The following is an 18,340-nucleotide window of genomic DNA, read 5'->3' as shown; positions in this document are numbered from 1 at the left end:
TCTGACACGATATGACGACACGGAGAGGGCGGCGATCCCGCCGCCCTCTCCATCCATTTCTGCCGGGGTAACTCACAGTGCTCGCAAAATTGCCAGCCCGTCTCTGCACGCTTGCGCTTTCGTTTTTCCTGATCGCGTTCGCGCTGCCGGCGTTGGCCGGTCCGTTCGAGGATGCGGTCGCCAAATTCGCCAACGACGATTTTTCCGACACCGAAGAAGCGATCGGCGTGGTCGCAAGCAGCGGCAATCCGCTCGCTTTTCCGATCATCAGCGCGTTGCAGGACGGCCGTCTGATGGCCGATCCGGACAGCAAGAAGGTTTATGTCACCGGCACCGACGGCAAGTCGACCGATGCCGCGACCGGCCAGCCGGTCGCGAGCGTACCCGACAGCGCAAGCGCCGTCCGTCTCAACAACCGTCTGCGCCGCAGCGTCGATGCCGCGCTCGGAAGTCTGACGCTCCAGTCGCCGGATCTTTCGACGCGCATCCAGGCCGCGCAATCCGTCTTCAAGTCGCATGAGGAGACGGCGCTCGATGCCGTCGATGCCGCGCTTGCCAAGGAAACCAACAAGTCCGCCAAGGCCGCGCTCGGCGAAGCGCGTGCGGCGATCCTGTTGTTCAAATCCGACGCGACCGAAGTCGAGAAGCTCGAAGCCGTCGCCATCCTCAAGGGGCGCGGCGACCAGGAAGCGCTGGCACTGCTGACCGGCATGGGCGACCAGCCGGCTTCGGTGACCAAGGCCGCGGCGGGCGCGATCGGCTCGATCCAGAGCTCGCTCGCGGTCTGGTCCACGGTGCAGAACGCCTGGTACGGCCTCTCGCTCGGCTCGGTGCTGCTGCTCGCCGCGATCGGCCTTGCCATCACCTTCGGCGTGATGGGCGTCATCAACATGGCGCATGGCGAGATGGTGATGCTGGGCGCCTACACCACCTTCGTGGTGCAGGAGGTGATCCGCACCCGCTATCCCGCTCTGTTCGACTATTCGCTGCTGATCGCCGTGCCGCTCGCCTTCCTGGTGTCGGGCGCGATCGGCGTCTTGATCGAGCGCAGCATCATCCGCTTCCTCTACGGTCGCCCGCTCGAAACGCTGCTTGCGACCTGGGGCCTGTCCCTGGTGCTGCAGCAGGCGGTGCGCACTGCGTTCGGTCCGACCAACCGCGAGGTCGGCAATCCCTCCTGGATGAGCGGCGCCTTCGAGCTCGGCCAGATCACCATCACCTATAACAGGCTTTGGATACTCTGCTTCACGCTCGCGGTGTTTGCGATCCTGCTTGCGATGCTGCGCTACACCGCGCTCGGTCTCGAAATGCGCGCGGTGACGCAGAACCGCCGCATGGCGGCCTCGATGGGCATCGCCACCTCGCGCGTCGACGCGCTGACCTTCGGCCTCGGTTCAGGCATTGCCGGCATCGCCGGCGTTGCGCTGTCGCAGATCGACAACGTCAGCCCCAATCTCGGCCAGAGCTACATCATCGACAGCTTCATGGTCGTGGTGTTCGGCGGGGTCGGAAATCTCTGGGGCACACTGGTCGGCGCCTTCACGCTCGGTATCGCCAACAAGTTCCTGGAGCCGGTCGCCGGCGCCGTGCTCGGCAAGATCGCGATCCTGGTGCTGATCATCCTGTTCATTCAAAAGCGCCCGCGCGGCCTGTTCGCGCTCAAGGGCCGTGCGGTGGAAGCATGACCCCTCACATGCTCACGCGATCGCTCGACCGCGGCGCGACGCTGTTTCTCGCCATCGTCGCCGCCTGCGGCATCCTGATTCCGCTCTCCAACCTGCTGTTGCCCGCGGGCTCGTTCTTCCAGGTGCCAACCTATCTGGTGGCGCTCTGGGGCAAGTATGTCTGCTACGCCATTCTGGCGCTGTCGATCGACCTGATCTGGGGCTATTGCGGCATCCTCTCGCTCGGCCATGGCGCGTTCTTCGCGCTCGGCGGCTATGCCATGGGCATGTACCTGATGCGCCAGATCGGCACCCGCGGCGTCTATGGCAATCCGATCCTGCCCGACTTCATGGTGTTCCTGAACTGGCAGAAGCTGCCCTGGTATTGGTACGGCTTCGACATGTTCTGGTTCGCCGCTCTGATGGTGCTGTTCGTGCCCGGCCTGCTCGCCTTCTGCTTCGGCTGGCTCGCCTTCCGCTCGCGCGTCACCGGCGTGTACCTGTCGATCATCACGCAGGCGATGACCTATGCGCTCCTGCTCGGCTTCTTCCGCAACGATTTCGGCTTCGGCGGCAACAACGGCCTGACCGACTTCAAGGACATCCTTGGCTTCAACGTGCAGGCGGAGGGCACGCGCGCCACGCTGTTCGCGCTGAGCTGTCTCGCTCTGATCGCTGGCTTCCTGATCTGCCGGGCGATCGTCACGTCCAAGCTCGGCAAGGTGCTGATCGCGATCCGCGACGCGGAATCGCGCACGCGCTTCCTCGGCTACCGCGTCGAATCCTACAAGCTGTTCGTGTTCACGGTGTCGGCCTGCATGGCCGGCGTCGCCGGTGCGCTCTACGTTCCGCAGGTCGGCATCATCAACCCATCCGAATTCGCGCCGGGCAACTCGATCGAGGCGGTGATCTGGGTCGCGGTCGGCGGCCGCGGCACCCTTGTCGGCGCGGCGCTCGGCGCCGTCGTCGTCAACTATGCCAAGACGTTCTTCACCTCGGGCATGCTCGCGCCGTACTGGCTGTTCATGCTGGGTGCGCTGTTCATCCTGGTGACGCTGCTGCTGCCCAAGGGCATCGTCGGCACCTTCAATTCCTGGTGGGAGCCGTTCAAGGCGAAGCGCCCGGCGGCAACCACCGAGAGCGCAGCGCGAGAGGACGGCGTCAGCGAACCGAAGTTGGCGGAGCAGCGGAAATGAACGTCATGGATACCCGCGCGACCTCCGCGATGCTCTATCTCGACGGCGTGCACGTCTCGTTCGACGGCTTCCACGCCATCAACAATTTGTCGCTGACGCTCGCGCCCGGCGAGATGCGTGCGATCATCGGCCCGAACGGCGCCGGCAAGACGACGATGATGGACATCATCACCGGCAAGACCAAGCCGGACGAGGGCACCGTGCTGTTCGATGGCGTCACCGATCTGACGCGTCTCGACGAGACCCGCATCGCCGAGCTCGGCATCGGTCGCAAATTCCAGAAGCCGACCGTGTTCGAGAGTCAGACGGTCGAGGACAATCTTTTGCTCGCGCTCAACGTCGACCACTCGGTCCGCGGCACGCTGTTCTGGAGCGGCAGCAAGGCGGAATCCGAGCGCATCGACAAGGTGCTGGAGACCATCCGTCTCACCGATGCGCGGGGGCGCCTTGCCGGCAGCCTCAGCCATGGCCAGAAGCAGTGGCTGGAGATCGGCATGCTGCTGGCGCAGGATCCAAAGCTGCTGCTGGTCGACGAGCCCGTCGCGGGCATGACCGACGTCGAGACGCATCTCACCGCCGAGCTGCTCAAGGAGATCAACAAGACCCACACCGTGATGGTGGTCGAGCATGACATGACTTTTGTCCGCGAATTGGGCGTGAAGGTCACCTGCCTGCACGAAGGCTCGGTGCTTGCCGAAGGTACCATCGACCAGGTCTCGTCCAACGAGCGGGTCATCGAAGTCTATCTGGGACGCTGAGCGATGCTTGAGGTCAAGGACATCAATCTCTTCTACGGCGCGGCCCAGGCGCTGCGCGGAGTCTCGATCGCAGCCGAGCCGGGCAAGGTCACTTGCGTGCTCGGGCGCAACGGCGTCGGCAAGACCTCGCTGCTACGCGCCATGGTCGGCCAGTATCCGATCTCCTCGGGCGCGATCGTGTTCGACGGCGGCGATATCACCGCGCTCAAGCCTTACGAGCGCGCGCGCAAGGGCATCGGCTTCGTGCCGCAGGGCCGCGAGATCTTTCCGCTGCTGACGGTTGAGGAAAATCTCAAGACCGGCTTCGGCCCGCTCAAGCGCGACGAGCGCTTCATCCCCGACGACGTGTTCTCGCTGTTTCCGGTGCTGCAATCCATGCTCGGCCGGCGCGGCGGCGACCTCTCGGGCGGCCAGCAGCAACAGCTCGCGATCGGCCGTGCGCTGGTGATGCGGCCGAAATTGCTGCTGCTCGACGAGCCGACCGAGGGCATCCAGCCCTCGATCATCAAGGATATCGGCCGCGCGATCTCCTACCTGCGCAACCTCGGCAACATCGCCATCGTGCTGGTCGAACAATATCTCGACTTTGCCTGCGAACTCGGCGACAGTTTTGCGGTGATGGACCGCGGCGCGGTGAAATACACCTGCGACCGCTCCAACCTCGATCCGGGCGAGATCAGCCGCCAGATGGCGCTGTAAGCCTTTCATTCTGCCGCGACCGGCTGGGGAGGCGGATGCGCAGCGAACTATCAGCCACGTCCATGGTGTTCGAAGCGAACCGCGCCCGCGGCGCGGTGCGCTTCGACGTCCACGCGCGGGACGGCGTAACGCGCCGCGGGGCGCTGCATGAGTCAGGCTCCTTGCGCGTGCGTTTTCCTTCGCCCGAAGGCGAGGGGCTCTCGGGCGTGTTCGTCAATACGGCCGGTGGCGTTGCCGGCGGAGACCGCTTTGATATCGAAATCGCAGCTGGCCATGGCTCGCGCCTGACGCTGACCACGGCGGCAGCCGAGAAGGTCTATCGCGCGCCCGGCGCGCCGGCGAAGCTCAATATTGCGCTGAAGGCCGCCGCGGGCGCACATCTCGGCTGGCTGCCCCAGGAGACGATCCTTTTCAATCGCGCTCGTGTCCATCGCCGCTTCGACATCGAGCTCGATGAGTCGACCTCGCTCCTGCTCTGCGAGATCGTGGTGTTCGGCCGCACCGCGATGGGCGAGCGCGTGGAGCAGGGCGAGTTCGTCGACCGCTGGCGGATGCGCCGCGGCGGCCGGCTGGTGTTCGCCGAGACAGTCAGGCTCGACGGCGATATCGGTCTCAAGCTGGCGCGCCCTGCCGTCGCCAAGGGCGGTGCTGCGATCGGCACCGCGCTGATCGTCCCCGGCGATGAGGCCCTGGTCGAGCGCATCAGGGAAGCCTCGGAATCTTTCGCCGGCGAGGTCGGGATATCAGCCTGGAATGGCTTTGCAATGGCGCGGTTCTGTGCCCAAGATGCGGCGCGCCTGCGCGCCGACATGATGGCGGTGCTGGCACGCACCGGCGCCGCTCTGCCGCGGCTGTGGCTGAATTGACGAACTCACGAACAGAGATTTTGCATGAACCTGTCTCCCCGCGAAAAGGACAAGCTTCTGGTCTCGATGGCTGCCATCGTGGCGCGGCGCAGGCTCGAGCGCGGCGTCAAGCTCAACCACCCCGAGGCGATCGCGATCATCTCCGATTTCATTCTGGAAGGAGCGCGTGACGGCCGCACCGTCGCCGAGTTGATGCAGGCCGGCGCGCAGGTCCTGACCCGCGACCAGGTGATGCCGGGCATCCCCGAGATGATCCAAGACATCCAGGTCGAAGCGACGTTCCCGGACGGGACGAAGCTCGTCACCGTGCATGAGCCGATCAGGTAGGAGCAGAACATGATCCCCGGCGAACTCTTCATCAAGGACGGCGAGATCGAGCTCAACGCGGGCCGCAAGACCGTCACGCTGACCGTCGCCAACGCCGGCGACCGCCCGATCCAGGTCGGCTCGCACTATCATTTCTTCGAAACCAATCCAGCCTTGAAGTTCGATCGCAAGAAGGCCCGCGGCATGCGCCTCGACATCGCCGCAGGCACCGCCGTCCGCTTCGAGCCCGGCCAGACCCGCGACGTCCAGCTCGTCGCGCTCGCCGGCAAGAAAACCATCTACGGCTTTCGCGGCGACGTGATGGGGAAGCTGTGAGCCTCCAGGAACGAAGCGTGCGACGGCACGGTTGAGAGCGAAACGGAGGATCCCGCCATGCTCTCGCCAATCCGTCTTGTCTCTGAAGCTGCCGAATTCGCCGCACACCGCCACAACGGGATGGCGCGCAAGGGGCGAGGGAATGAGCCTTACGTCAATCATCTTGCCGAGGTCGCGAACCTGCTCGCCAAAGCGACCGATGGTGCGGATGCCGAGCTCGTCGCCGCCGGCTGGCTGCACGACACGATCGAGGACACCGACACCACGCGCGAGGAGCTGGCGGAGAAATTCTCCGATCGCGTTGCCTTGCTCGTCGTCGAGTGCACCGACGACATGAACTTGCCGAAAGCCAAACGGCGGCAAAAGCAGGTCGAGGACGCTCCTCACAAATCCGCCGGCGCAAAACTGATCAAGATCGCCGACAAGATCAGCAATATCGGCGCGCGCATTCATGCCGACCCGAGCCGCGAGGAGCGCGACGATCTCGTCGACTATACCAGCTGGGCCGAGCAGGTGGTCGCCGGTTGCCGCGGCGGCAATCAATGGCTCGATGCGAAATTCGACGATGCCGTGAAAGCAGCGAGGGCCTCGCTGTGACCGGCCAAACATTCAAATGCAAACGGGGCTCGTGATGTCCGTCAAGATGAAGCGTTCCGTCTATGCCGACATGTTCGGCCCGACCACCGGCGACAAGGTGCGGCTGGCCGACACTGATCTCGTCATCGAGGTCGAGAAGGATTTCACAACCTATGGCGAGGAGGTGAAGTTCGGCGGCGGCAAGGTGATACGCGACGGCATGGGGCAGTCCCAGGTCACCAACAAGCAGGGCGCGGCCGACACGGTCATCACCAACGCGCTGATCGTCGACCACTGGGGCATCGTCAAGGCCGACGTGGCGATCAAGGACGGCATGATCTCCGCGATTGGCAAGGCCGGCAATCCCGACATCCAGCCCGGCGTGACCATCGTCATCGGCCCCGGCACCGACGTGATTGCCGGCGAAGGCAAGATCCTCACGGCCGGCGGCTTCGACAGCCACATCCATTTCATCTGCCCGCAGCAGATCGAGCACGCGCTGATGAGCGGCGTCACCTCGATGCTGGGCGGCGGCACCGGTCCCTCGCACGGCACGTTCGCCACCACGTGTACGCCGGGTCCGTGGCACATCGGGCGGATGATCCAGTCATTCGACGCCTTCCCGGTCAACCTCGGCATTTCCGGCAAGGGCAACGCCTCGCGGCCCGCAGCGTTGGTCGAGATGATCAAAGCCGGCGCCTGCGCTCTCAAGCTGCATGAAGACTGGGGCACGACGCCGGCGGCGATCGACAACTGCCTTTCGGTTGCCGACGACTACGACGTCCAGGTCATGCTGCATTCCGATACGCTGAACGAGTCCGGCTTCGTCGAGGATACGATCAAGGCCTTCAAGGGCCGCACCATCCACGCCTTCCACACCGAGGGCGCCGGCGGCGGTCATGCCCCCGACATCATCAAGGTCGCGGGCCTGAAGAACGTGCTGCCGTCCTCGACCAATCCGACGCGCCCCTTCACCCGCAACACCATCGACGAGCATCTGGACATGCTGATGGTGTGCCACCACCTCGATCCCTCGATCGCCGAAGACCTCGCATTTGCCGAGAGCCGCATCCGCAAGGAGACCATCGCGGCCGAAGATATCCTGCATGACCTCGGCGCGCTCTCGATGATGTCCTCGGACTCGCAGGCCATGGGCCGGCTCGGCGAGGTCATCATCCGCACCTGGCAGACGGCCGACAAGATGAAAAAGCAGCGCGGGTCCCTGCCGCAGGACAAGGGCAAGGACAACGACAACTTTCGCGTCAAGCGCTACATCGCGAAATACACGATCAATCCCGCGATCGCTCATGGCGTCTCAAAACTGATCGGTTCGGTTGAGAAGGGCAAGCTCGCCGATCTCGTGCTGTGGTCGCCGGCCTTCTTCGGCGTCAAGCCGGACTGCATCGTCAAGGGCGGAACGATCGTCGCTGCTCCCATGGGTGATCCCAACGCCTCGATCCCGACGCCGCAGCCGGTGCATTACCAGCCGATGTTCGGAGCCTTTGGCAAGGCGCGCACGGCATCATCCGTCGTCTTCACCTCGAAGGCCGCGGTCACCGGCGGCCTCGCGCGAAAGCTCGGCATCGACAAGAAGCTCTATGCCGTCCAGAACACCCGCGGCAAGATCTCCAAGAAGAGCATGGTTCACAACGACGCCACGCCCAGTATCGAGGTCGATCCGGAGACCTATGAGGTGCGCGCCGACGGCGAGCTTCTCACCTGCGCGCCCGCCGAGGTGCTGCCGATGGCGCAGCGGTATTTCATGTACTGAAATTACCGTCGAACGCTGCGCCCTCGGAGCCTGTCCGAGGGCGCATTTTCCGGTTTTGCGTCTCGTCGCGCTTGGTCTAATGTCACGCCCGGTATCTTGAACCAGAAGAAAAGCCGGGAGGATTTCTCGTGATCTACGTCGTTGCCACCTTGACCATCAAGCCCGAAACGCGCGCCGAATTCATTGCAGCGGCCACCGCCTGCATCAAGGAGACGCGGAAGGAGCCCGACAATATCGCCTATGATCTGCACGAGAGCATCACCGATCACACCAAGATGGTGTTCGTCGAGCAGTGGGAGAATGCCGAGGCGCTGGTGCCGCATCGTGCCATGGAGCACGTGAAGACCTTCGGCCGCGTCGCGGTGAAGTGCTTTGCGGCGCCGCCGAAGGTGGAAGTGATCACGCCGGAAAAGGTCGAGACTCGGTAACAGGGAAAAGCACATGATCCGGGCGACGCAGGTCAGGGGGCAGCACCGCTTCACGGAAGCAGCGGCGGATACCGTCGTGCTCGATTTCGACGACCGGCACCGTCGCCGCATGGCGATGACGGGCACCCGCGGTCTTCAATTCCTGCTCGACCTGGAAAACGCCGTCGCGCTGCGCGGCGGCGATGCGCTGGTGCTGGAGGACGGCCGGCTGGTCGAGGTGGTCGCCGCTCCCGAGCCGCTGCTCGAGATCCGCGGCCACGATCCGCACCATCTCATCCGCGTCGCCTGGCATCTCGGCAACCGGCACCTGCCGACGCAGATCATGGCGAAGAGCCTGCGTATCCGAAAGGATCACGTCATCCAGGCGATGGTGAAAGGTTTGGGTGCGCGGGTGATCGAGATCGAGGCTCCCTTCGATCCTGAAGGCGGCGCCTATGCCGATGCTGGCCACGCGCATGCTGATGATCATCGGCATGATGACCATGCGCATCATGGCCACGGGCATCACCACCACGATGATGACCATCACCACCATGATCATGCCGCGCATGATCACGGTCACCATCATCACCACGACGCGCATTGCGAGCATCCCGACCATCATCACGGCCACGGCCATGCTCATGACCACAAATGAGCCGGTTGACACCGGCCTGACCGAGCGTGAGGCGGCGGCGCTCTACCGGCTGATGACGTGGCTGTCGCCGGCGTTTCCCGTCGGCGGGTTCTCCTACTCCAGCGGCATCGAATGGGCGGTGGAGGCGGGCGACATCACCGATACGGCAACGCTCGCGAACTGGCTCGACGCGATGCTCGGCGATGGCGCAGGCTTTTGCGATGCCACCTTCCTGGTGCAGGCGTTTCGCGCGGTGGAGGCGGGCGATGAGGCTCGCTTGCGCGAAACTGCGGAGCTTGCGGCCGCCTTCGTGCCCTCGCGCGAGCGGCAGCTCGAGACCACCGCGCAGGGCCGCGCCTTCATCGACATCGCGCGCGCAGCCTGGAATGCGGATGGGCTGGACGCGATGGTCACGGCCTGCGCAGGGCCACTGGTCTATCCCGTCGCGGTCGGCGTGGTCGCTAGCGCCCATGGCATTCGGCTCGAGCCCACGCTGCACGCCTTTTTGCACGCGCTGGTCTCGAACTGGATTTCGGCGGCGAGTCGGCTGATCCCGCTCGGGCAGACCGACAGCCAGCGTGTGCTCGCTTCACTGGAGGTCGCCGTTGCCGCGACCGCCGCGCGCGCGTTGAGCGCGACCCTGGACGATCTCGGCAGCGCGACGTTCCGCGCCGATCTCGCAAGCCTGCGGCACGAGACCCAATATACGCGGCTGTTCAGGTCGTGATGGCTGCGGCAGAGTCCGTCGTCGTCCTGGCGAAAGCCAGGATCCATAACCACAAAGGCTCGTGGTTATGCACGGCTGTGGCCGCAGCCCGCCGCAACAGCAGAGTTCAGTGGTAATGGGTCCCGGCTTTCGCCAGGACGACGATACAAGGAAAGTGCAATCGATATGGCGACTTCTCACGGCCCCCTGCGTGTCGGTGTCGGCGGTCCCGTCGGATCGGGCAAGACCGCGCTGATGGATCTGCTCTGCAAGTCCATGCGCGAGCGCTACGATATCGCGGCGATCACCAACGACATCTACACCAAGTGGGATGCGGAATATCTCGTGCGCTCGGGCTCGCTGACGCCGGACCGCATCGCCGGCGTCGAAACCGGCGGCTGCCCGCATACCGCGATCCGCGAAGACGCTTCGATGAATCTGGCGGCGGTTGCCGATATGCGCGCAAAATTTCCCGGACTTGATCTGGTGCTGATCGAGTCCGGCGGCGACAATCTCGCTGCCACTTTTTCCCCGGAGCTCGCCGACATCACCATCTATGTCATCGACGTGGCCGCGGGCGACAAGATCCCGTCCAAGGGGGGGCCGGGCATCACGCGCTCCGACCTCCTGGTCATCAACAAGATCGACCTCGCACCGCATGTCGGCGCCTCGCTGGAGAAGATGCAGCTTGATGCCAAGCGGATGCGGGGCGAGCGGCCGTTCGTCATGACCAACCTGAAGAAGAGCGAGGGGCTCGACCGCATCATCGGCTTCATCGAGGCCAAAGGCGGGTTGAAAAGGGCGGGCTGACGAGGACGGATTGAAGGGCAGGTCGGACGCCTGGCGACATCAGCCAAGTCTGACACGAGTGTTAGTATCTGCCCGTTAATATCTGCGGCAAAATGTGTCTCCGCGGAACCAATGTTCGCCACGGTGATTAACTTACTTCGGTGCCCGGAGCGCTGACGCCCAGGCTGGCGGATTAAGCATTCCGGTCAACCCAAGTTGCGTCACGATGGCTCCTCCTTCATTATCGTCTTCCGTGGGGTCTCATTCTCTTTCGGCAATTGGCCGTTCGAGCGGCGTTCAGATGCTCCGTGTTATTCGCCAGCCTCTCACCTTCTGAGTAAACGAGTGGTTCGGCTGGGATTCATCATCGGTTTTATCGCGCTGCTCGGGATACTGCTCTCCGGGCTCGCGGCCTATCGCGTCCACGATCAGGAGCTGGCGATCGATCGCATCGCGCTGGCCCGCGCGATCGACGTTCATGCAAGCCTGGTGCAGGACCGACTGACCGAGCGCGAGCTTCTGGCGCGCGTCGCCTCCGGCCTGTTCCGCACGCCCGCCGTGATCAAGCCGAACATGCTGGAGCCGCTGCGCTCCGCCATCTATGCCTTCAAGACCGATTTCGTGGTCGCATCCTGGATCGCACGGCTCAAGCCGGCGGAGCTGAGCGCGGCGCAGGTGGCGCTCAGCTCCGCCGGCTTTCCCAATGCGAGCATCCGCAACTACGACGACACGCCGCTCGACACCACGAAGATCACCCAGCCGATCAACGTGCTGATGGATCTCGAGCCGCGCAGTGAGGAGACCAAGGCGCTGCCCGGCCGCAGCTTCGATCAGGACGGCGTGCGCGGCGCGATGCTGGCGCGCGCCATGGCCGAGAAGAAGTCGGTCGCCTCCGATCCGGTGCCGCTGCTCCGTCCCAACGGACCCATGGGCATCATCGTGGCCGCGCCCGTCATTCCGGAAGGGGCGACGGAGCCTGCGGGCTTCATCACGTTTTCCTACGAGCTCGCCTCGCTGATGCTGACCAATGACGACATGTCGCTGTTCTCCGTCGCATTGCGCGATCCGCGCGCGACGGGCGGCGAGCTGATCGCCAACGATCAGGGCGTCGTCAGCGCGCGGACCATCTCGCAGGATGGTCCACAGCCCTCCTCGACGCGCACGGTCAGCTTCGGCGGCCGCGACTGGCAGCTCAGCTACTTCGCCAAGACCAATTCGGCGCGGCGTGCCGAGCAGACCGCAGTCATCGTCGCGGCGATCGGCTTCGCCATCACGGCGATGGTGTGCGGTCTGTTCGGCTATGTCGCCTACAACAACTTGAGGCTCAGCCGCGAAATCCAGGTGCGGATCGGTTTCGAGCGCCGATTGACGGCCGTCATCGACGAGCTCAATCATCGCGTGAAGAACATTCTGGCGGTGATCCAGTCGATCGTGACGCGCACGCTGCGCCACGGCTCCGACATCGACGTGGCGCGTGAATTGTTGATCGGGCGCATTCACGCGATGTCCAACGTGGTTTCGCTGCTCAGCGAGAGCCAGTGGCAGGGCGTCAAGCTGAAAGGCCTGTTCGAGGCGCGCGCCATTCCGCATGCCGATCGCATCGCCATCAGCGGGCCCGACATCGCGGTCAGTGCGCGTGCCGCGCAGAGCCTGTCGCTGCTGTTCTTCGAGCTCGCCTCGCATTCCGACGAGGGCCTGTCGCTGGTCGGCAAGCATCCTCACATCACTGCGAACTGGACGGTGACGGGCGAGGCGCCCGATACGGTCTTCCATTTCCGCTGGGAGGAGTTCAACACCAGCGAGGCGACGCGGCGCGCGGATTCCGATTTCGGCCTGATCCTGCTCGACCGCGTCGCGCCCGAAGCGCTCGGCGGCACCGCCAAGCGCTACTTCACCGATGCCTCCTACGTCTACGAGTTGACCGCGCCGATGGAGACCGTCGTGGACATGACCGAGCGCGACCGCACGGAAAAATTCTCGGCGCCGGTCAGGCCGGTGCGCTGAAGTCGCCGCGATTTCCGCTTCCTCTCGCGCAAGGTAAGCAAGGGGAGAAGGAAAGGCGTCCGAAGTCATCACTGTCCGAAGTCATCACTCACGCACGCCAAGGCGGCCACGGAAGTGGCCGCCTTTTCCTTGTCCACCACCGACCTAAGTTGTCCGTCAGCCGCCGCTGCCGCCGATCACGGCGCGCACGGTCTCGTCGGGGCCGAAATCTTCGGCGCCGTCGACATACAGCAGTGCCGCGAGCTTCGAGCGCGCGCGATTGACGCGGCTCTTGATCGTGCCGACCGCGCAGCCGCAGATCGAGGCCGCGTCCTCATAGGAGAAGCCGGACGCACCGACGAGGATCAGCGCCTCGCGCTGGTCCTGGGGCAGCTTGTCGAGGGCTGCACGAAACTCCTCGAACTCAAGATGCGCATTCTGCGACGGCTGGGTCTTCAGCGTCTTGGCATAGTTGCCTTCAGCATCCTCCACCTCCCGCCGCCGCTTGCGATAGTCGGAGCGGAACAGGTTGCGCAGGATGGTGAACAGCCAGGCCGGCAGGTTCGAGCCAGGCTGGAACGAGTCGATGTTGGCGAGTGCGCGCAACAACGTCTCCTGGACCAGATCGTCGGCTCTGTCGGCATTGCCGCTCAGTGAGATGGCGAACGCGCGCAGGCTCGGGACTGCTGCCAGGATGTCGTCGCGCAGGGATTCCGTGAGAGGCATTAGTCCCTCCCATTGTTGTCGTTGGATCCCCCATTGGTTTGATCTTGGGGTGTTCCTCCCGGCGCATCAAGCTTCTTGATCAGCTCGGCGAACCGCTCGGGAACCCCCTGCCGCACGACGTCGTCGTACATGGCGCGCAATTGATGGCCGATCCGGGATTGGATTTCCGGTGTCAGCCCTCCCTTGCCGGGGGTCGTGTTTCTACTGGCTTGAGATTTGAGATCTTTCATGACCTGTTCCACGTTTCCCCGAGTTAAGTCACTGTCAAATCGAGAAATTTTCTCAACCGGGAGCCGTTCCCTAGTAAGGCCTAATGCGAAGTTGCACAAAAAGTTCCAGCCGTTCCGGAACTTTTCTGTGGTTGAAGCGTAGTCACGCCAGCAGGGGAACCCGGGCCGCCCCTGGCCGATGTCTGGCCCGAAGACGAATGGAGTGGGGATGTCCCGATCACAGCTTGTTGCTGAACACTTGCCGTTGTTGCGCCGGTACGCGCGTGCCCTGACGGGCAGCCAGCCGTCCGGCGACGCCTATGTCGCAGCCATGTTGGAAGCCATGCTCGGGGATCCGTCGGTGCTCGATGAGAGCCACGGACCGCGTGCCGGCCTGTTCCGGCTGTTCACCCAGATCTGGAATTCGGTCTCGCTCAACGACGATGCTGAGGTGACGACGTTGCCGATGCCGCCGGAGCGACGGCTGTCGAACATTACGCCCTTGCCGCGCCAGGCCTTCCTGCTGCTGTCGCTCGAGGGATTTTCGGAGGAAGAGGTTGCCTTCATCCTCGGCACCGACGTCGGCGAAACGCGCAAGCTCGCGGATGCTGCAGGCCGCGAGATGGCGGCGGAGATCGCGACCGATGTGCTGATCATCGAGGACGAGACCTTCATCGCGATGGACCTCGAGAGCCTCGTGAAGAATCTCGGGCACAACGTTGTCGGCGTGGCCCGCACGCATGCGGATGCAGTGGCGCTCGCCAAGAACAAGCGGCCCGGCCTGATCCTCGCAGACATCCAGCTTGCCGACGGCTCCTCGGGCCTTGACGCAGTCAACGAGCTCCTGCGCAGCTTCGAGGTGCCGGTGGTGTTCATCACCGCTTATCCGGAGCGCTTCCTTACCGGCGAGCGGCCGGAGCCGGCGTTCCTGATCTCAAAGCCGTTCCAGCCCGCGATGGTCTCGGCGGTGGCGAGCCAGGCACTGTTCTTCCAGCGCAACTCCCGCAACCGCACGCCCAAGGCGCCCGCGGCGTAAGCAAGGCGCCCGCGGCGTAACGAAGGCGCCCGCGGCATAACGAAGCTGCGGCGCAAGACATAGAACGTCGTGACGAACTAATCCGGCGCGCCGACGAGGGTGTGCCGGATTTTTGTTGTTGGTCCGGCGCGCTTGACGGCCGCGGAATTCGTCCTCCATAGGTGATGGAAACGGTCGCGAGGCGGCCGGATCTGTCCGGAGAATTTGCCCATGCTCGATCAGTCACAGCTCGATCGCCTCGCTATCCGCGATCTCCTCGAGAACTGGGTGGTCTGGCGCGACGCTGGTGACTGGGAGCGCTTTGCCACAGTCTGGCATGCGGAGGGCTGGATGTCGGCGACCTGGTTTCAGGGCCCGGCGGCGGACTTCATCCGGGTGAGCCGCGAAGGTTTTGCCAAGGGTGTGCGCATCCTGCACTTCCTCGGCGGCACCAGCATCGATCTCGCCGGCGAGCGCGCCATCGCGCAGACCAAGATGACGATCTCGCAGCGGGCGCCGGTCCACGACGTCGTCTGCGACGTGGTCTGCACCGGACGCTTCTACGATTTCCTGGAGAAGCGGCAGGGCCAATGGGGCATCGTCCGCCGCCAGCCGATCTATGAGAAGGACCGGCTCGATCCGATCGATCCCGCCGCGGTCCTCCGGCTCGAGGCTGAGCGCTTGGCGGCGCTTCCCGAAGGTTACCGCCACCTCGGCTACATGCAGGAGTTGATCGGCTACAAGGTCAAGCGCGACATGCCCGGCCTGACCGGCGCCGAGGTCGAGAAGCTTTATGCGGAAGGGCGCGAGTGGCTGGGCGGCGCGGCGCGGTCAGGCGCAGCGTGATCGCGGATTCCGTGTATGTGGCAACTTGCCGCGCATCCTTGGTTGTGTCGCGCGCGATTCGAATGATCTGCTTTAGCCAGTCTTAACGTTTCGACGTGTACCCATGTCGTGGCGCAACTACCGGAAGTGTCGCGATCGTCGCAGCCGTCAAGAATACCGGCACTGCGAAGGCGGGCGTTTCCACTAGCGCCAATCCGAAGACTCAGCGGGGCGGCCTTCTTGGCTTCCCAGCGCTAGCCGGATGATCGCACACGAGGTTGCGAAGTCCGGCTCGGCCGCCCAGCTCCACGGCCATGTCGTTCGGAAATAATCAGCAGGGCCAGTTGCACTAACTGATCGTCCATATGGTGGAGGACGCTGTCGACGCGATGCCCGGTACGGGTTGCGCAGTTCGTGGTCTCGACCGTGCGCAAGGCAACGAAGTTCTGTTCAAAGTGTCCGATAACTTCCTCGGCATCGACAAGGATGACATCAGCGACATCCTCGAGCCGTCTTCACCATCAGGCGGGTCGGCGAGAGCACGGAGCTTGGCCTCTGGATCAGCTACGGCAGGCCATGCTGGCGTGGTAATTGTACGTGCGCAGCAATCGACGGGAGCGAGATACGATGCGGTCGATCTCAGCCCTGATCCTTTTGATCGCTTTGTGTGCATCGGCTAGCGCCGCTGCGGCCTCTCACTCACACCGCCGACATGGGGTTGTGCGCGGCAAGCAAGGCGTGGTCGTAGATACTGTTCCTGGCTTTGCCTACGCAACGCCTGGGCGGCCGATCCCCTACCACCCAGCACCATTCGATCGTCAGCCTGATCCGTATGACAATCGCTATCCGGACTGGGGAATGTAATCCGATGGGAGACAGTGGCCCCGCAGAAAAAAGTAAGGCGCGACTGGCATCACCCCGTCTGCGGGGCAATTCCGCAGGCGTTCACTGCGGCTCGCTGATAGCTTCTAACCGCTTGTTAGTTCTGCTATAATTCCCGCATTACATTCCGCCATCGTTCACGGAAGTTCGCCGGAATTCGCCGCGATCCGTGTTCAATGGTGGGGCGGATGGTGGGGCGGGAATGGCCAAGAGGCAGTTGCACAAGCTCTCCGCGCGTGAAGCGGAGACAATCGCTAAGCCCGGACGCTACAGCGATGGCGGTGGGCTCTACCTCGCAATCGAGGCCGGCGCACACGGGCGGCGCCAATGGATTTTCCTGTACCGTGTGCGCGGCACCAGCAAGCGCCGAGAGATCGGTCTTGGCCCAGCCAAGGGGAAGGGCAAGGACGGCTTGTCGCCCGCCGATGCTCGCCTCAAGGCAGCAGACGCCCGCAAGATGCTGCTCCAGGGTAAGGACCCGGCGACGGAGCGACGGGCCGAAGCGGTGGCAGGCACCACGTTCGGAGAATTCGCCGATGCCTTCTTGGCATCGATCAAGGCAGGCTTCAAAGGCAAGAATACGCTCGCGGACTGGAAGCGGGACCTTGAGGTGCGATGCAAACCCATCCGGGCGAAGAAGCTTGCTGACATCACCACCAACGACGTGTTGGCGATCCTATCGCCGATATGGATGAGGATCAACCGCACGGCGCGTGAGACGCGAAGCCGGATTGAGCGCGTGCTCGACGTTGCGGATGCCAAGGGGCTCCGATCCAGCAAGAACCCCGCCATGTGGAAGACCTTGAAGCCGCTCTTGCCGAAGCCGAAGCGGTCAAAGCGCCACCACAAGGCCGCGCCCTACAAGGACGTGCCCGGCATCGTGCGGGCACTGCACGGCAAGCACGAAGCGGCCGACACGGCCGTGAACCTTGCCGCTGAATACATCATCCTAACAGCCGTGCGGACCAGTGAAGCCCGTTTCATGCGCGTGCGCGAGGTGGACTTCGCGGAACGGCTTTGGACCATCCCGGCGGACCGGATGAAGACGGAGGACGATCCTGAAGGCAAGGATTTCGAAGTGCCGCTCTGCGACCGCGCTATCGCGATCTTGAAAGCGGTCATTCCGAAGGACGCCGCGCCCGATGCCTACGTGTTTGCCGGGCAGTGGTCGAAGGACTACACCAAGCCGCTCGGCATGAATGCCGTGCTCCACGCACTTAAAGCAGTTTATCCGGCGATGACGACGCACGGTTGCCGGTCCAGTTTCCGCGATTGGGCGGGTGACGAGACACGTTTCGAACGAGACATTGCCGAGATGGCGTTGGCTCACAAGGTGGGCGATGAAACAGAGCAAGCTTATCGACGCGGGAATGCATTGAAGAAGCGGCGGCAATTGATGGGAGCGTGGGGGCGATATGTCACAAGCGCTTCCAACGTGATTGCACCTCCACGCCTCACATCGGAGGTTGCATAAACGCGGGAGCGGAACGATGTCACCTGAAATACAGAAAAAAGCAGGCGGGGCGATTCCCGAAGGTTATTTCTGGAAATCCAAATGGCCGCCCGAAGGGCTCGAGGAATGCCACAACCGTCTTCTGCGAGGCGATGCTCAACGGCGAAGCCGAAGAGATCATGCGGAAGGCCATTCAAATGGGCAAAAAGGGCCATCCAATAGCGATGCGATGGTGCCTCGACCGCATCATGCCTCCGGCCAAGGATCGGCCCGTGACTTTCCAATTGCGGCCGATCAACTCTGCCCGCGATGCTGCCGATGCGATGTCCGAGGTGATGAGTGCGGTGCCACGGGCCGTCTAACACCCGTCGATGCGGCCGAAATTTCGAAGGTGGTTGCCTGCGCCGTCAAGGCATTCGAGGCCGCTAAGCTTGCGGATCGCCGGGCCCGCGTTCGGGTATTGAGCGATGCCGAACTTCTTCGCATTGCGGCAGGTGGGAGCGCGTCGCAAACCATGGGACCACGGCTGCTGACCG

At 63.7% G+C, this 18,340-nt stretch carries 21 protein-coding genes; 19 read left to right on the top strand and 2 right to left on the bottom strand.

Annotated elements, in window-relative coordinates; all coding sequences use genetic code 11:
* Window positions 1-77: 77 nt before the first annotated feature.
* The 14 genes from urtB to SO140_RS16190 all read left to right on the top strand — a co-directional run bounded on the left by urtB (window position 78) and on the right by SO140_RS16190 (window position 12,715).
* Window positions 78-1,685 (top strand): urea ABC transporter permease subunit UrtB, encoded by a 1,608-nt coding sequence (gene urtB, locus SO140_RS16255; RefSeq protein ID WP_474801512.1) that lies wholly within the window; start codon window positions 78-80, stop codon window positions 1,683-1,685.
* Complete coding sequence (gene urtC / locus SO140_RS16250) at window positions 1,682-2,860, top strand: urea ABC transporter permease subunit UrtC (RefSeq protein ID WP_449382695.1); 1,179 nt, start codon at window positions 1,682-1,684, stop codon at window positions 2,858-2,860. The genes urtB and urtC overlap by 4 nt, the downstream gene beginning before the upstream one ends.
* Window positions 2,857-3,618 (top strand): urea ABC transporter ATP-binding protein UrtD, encoded by a 762-nt coding sequence (gene urtD, locus SO140_RS16245; RefSeq protein ID WP_449382694.1) that lies wholly within the window; start codon window positions 2,857-2,859, stop codon window positions 3,616-3,618. Before urtC ends, urtD begins: the two co-directional genes overlap by 4 nt.
* A 3-nt stretch (window positions 3,619-3,621) precedes the next feature.
* Window positions 3,622-4,317, top strand: a complete 696-nt coding sequence (gene urtE, locus SO140_RS16240) for an urea ABC transporter ATP-binding subunit UrtE (RefSeq protein WP_449382693.1) — start codon at window positions 3,622-3,624, stop codon at window positions 4,315-4,317.
* Window positions 4,318-4,352: 35 nt separating this feature from the next.
* Window positions 4,353-5,183: an urease accessory protein UreD gene (locus SO140_RS16235; protein ID WP_474801509.1), complete on the top strand. Its 831-nt coding sequence runs from the start codon at window positions 4,353-4,355 to the stop codon at window positions 5,181-5,183.
* Between the two features lie 24 nt (window positions 5,184-5,207).
* Window positions 5,208-5,510: an urease subunit gamma gene (locus tag SO140_RS16230; protein ID WP_449382691.1), complete on the top strand. Its 303-nt coding sequence runs from the start codon at window positions 5,208-5,210 to the stop codon at window positions 5,508-5,510.
* Between the two features lie 9 nt (window positions 5,511-5,519).
* Complete coding sequence (locus SO140_RS16225; RefSeq protein ID WP_449382690.1) at window positions 5,520-5,825, top strand: urease subunit beta; 306 nt, start codon at window positions 5,520-5,522, stop codon at window positions 5,823-5,825.
* Between the two features lie 57 nt (window positions 5,826-5,882).
* Window positions 5,883-6,422, top strand: coding sequence for an HD domain-containing protein (locus SO140_RS16220; protein ID WP_474801506.1), 540 nt, complete (start codon window positions 5,883-5,885; stop codon window positions 6,420-6,422).
* A gap of 34 nt (window positions 6,423-6,456) precedes the next feature.
* Entirely contained in the window at window positions 6,457-8,172 is a 1,716-nt protein-coding gene (gene ureC, locus SO140_RS16215; RefSeq protein ID WP_474801504.1) for an urease subunit alpha, read from the top strand.
* Window positions 8,173-8,300: 128 nt separating this feature from the next.
* Complete coding sequence (locus SO140_RS16210; RefSeq protein ID WP_449382687.1) at window positions 8,301-8,600, top strand: putative quinol monooxygenase; 300 nt, start codon at window positions 8,301-8,303, stop codon at window positions 8,598-8,600.
* 13 nt (window positions 8,601-8,613) lie between these two features.
* A complete protein-coding gene (locus SO140_RS16205; protein ID WP_474801502.1) occupies window positions 8,614-9,237 on the top strand; it encodes an urease accessory protein UreE in 624 nt (207 codons plus the stop codon).
* Window positions 9,218-9,943 (top strand): urease accessory protein UreF, encoded by a 726-nt coding sequence (locus SO140_RS16200; protein ID WP_449382719.1) that lies wholly within the window; start codon window positions 9,218-9,220, stop codon window positions 9,941-9,943. The genes SO140_RS16205 and SO140_RS16200 overlap by 20 nt, the downstream gene beginning before the upstream one ends.
* A gap of 165 nt (window positions 9,944-10,108) precedes the next feature.
* Window positions 10,109-10,732, top strand: coding sequence for an urease accessory protein UreG (gene ureG / locus SO140_RS16195; protein ID WP_254109127.1), 624 nt, complete (start codon window positions 10,109-10,111; stop codon window positions 10,730-10,732).
* Window positions 10,733-11,056: 324 nt separating this feature from the next.
* Window positions 11,057-12,715 carry a CHASE domain-containing protein gene (locus SO140_RS16190; protein WP_449382684.1) on the top strand — a complete coding sequence of 553 codons (1,659 nt, stop codon included), beginning with the start codon at window positions 11,057-11,059 and terminating at the stop codon, window positions 12,713-12,715.
* A 156-nt stretch (window positions 12,716-12,871) separates the two neighbouring features.
* Here SO140_RS16190 and SO140_RS16185 read toward each other — a convergent pair whose 3' ends face one another.
* Window positions 12,872-13,420, bottom strand: coding sequence for a sigma-70 family RNA polymerase sigma factor (locus SO140_RS16185; RefSeq protein WP_027521710.1), 549 nt, complete (start codon window positions 13,418-13,420; stop codon window positions 12,872-12,874).
* Window positions 13,420-13,650 carry a NepR family anti-sigma factor gene (locus SO140_RS16180; RefSeq protein WP_254102994.1) on the bottom strand — a complete coding sequence of 77 codons (231 nt, stop codon included), beginning with the start codon at window positions 13,648-13,650 and terminating at the stop codon, window positions 13,420-13,422. The genes SO140_RS16185 and SO140_RS16180 overlap by 1 nt, the downstream gene beginning before the upstream one ends.
* A 208-nt stretch (window positions 13,651-13,858) precedes the next feature.
* Between SO140_RS16180 and SO140_RS16175 the strand changes: the two genes are divergently transcribed.
* The 5 genes from SO140_RS16175 (at window position 13,859) to SO140_RS16155 (ending at window position 18,166) form a co-directional block, all read left to right on the top strand.
* On the top strand, window positions 13,859-14,665 hold the full coding sequence (locus SO140_RS16175; protein WP_449382683.1) for a response regulator: 807 nt from the start codon (window positions 13,859-13,861) through the stop codon (window positions 14,663-14,665).
* A 210-nt stretch (window positions 14,666-14,875) separates the two neighbouring features.
* Window positions 14,876-15,490, top strand: a complete 615-nt coding sequence (locus SO140_RS16170) for a nuclear transport factor 2 family protein (RefSeq protein ID WP_449382682.1) — start codon at window positions 14,876-14,878, stop codon at window positions 15,488-15,490.
* 344 nt (window positions 15,491-15,834) lie between these two features.
* Window positions 15,835-16,149: a hypothetical protein gene (locus tag SO140_RS16165; RefSeq protein WP_449382681.1), complete on the top strand. Its 315-nt coding sequence runs from the start codon at window positions 15,835-15,837 to the stop codon at window positions 16,147-16,149.
* 404 nt (window positions 16,150-16,553) lie between these two features.
* Window positions 16,554-17,825 (top strand): tyrosine-type recombinase/integrase, encoded by a 1,272-nt coding sequence (locus tag SO140_RS16160; RefSeq protein ID WP_498542814.1) that lies wholly within the window; start codon window positions 16,554-16,556, stop codon window positions 17,823-17,825.
* Entirely contained in the window at window positions 17,756-18,166 is a 411-nt protein-coding gene (locus tag SO140_RS16155; protein ID WP_498542813.1) for a DUF5681 domain-containing protein, read from the top strand. The genes SO140_RS16160 and SO140_RS16155 overlap by 70 nt, the downstream gene beginning before the upstream one ends.
* The last annotated feature ends 174 nt before the right edge of the window (window positions 18,167-18,340 follow it).

The organism is Bradyrhizobium sp. UFLA05-108, from assembly GCF_059803455.1.
Note: the sequence above shows the minus strand (reverse complement) of the source record. Positions and strands in the feature narration are given on the sequence as shown.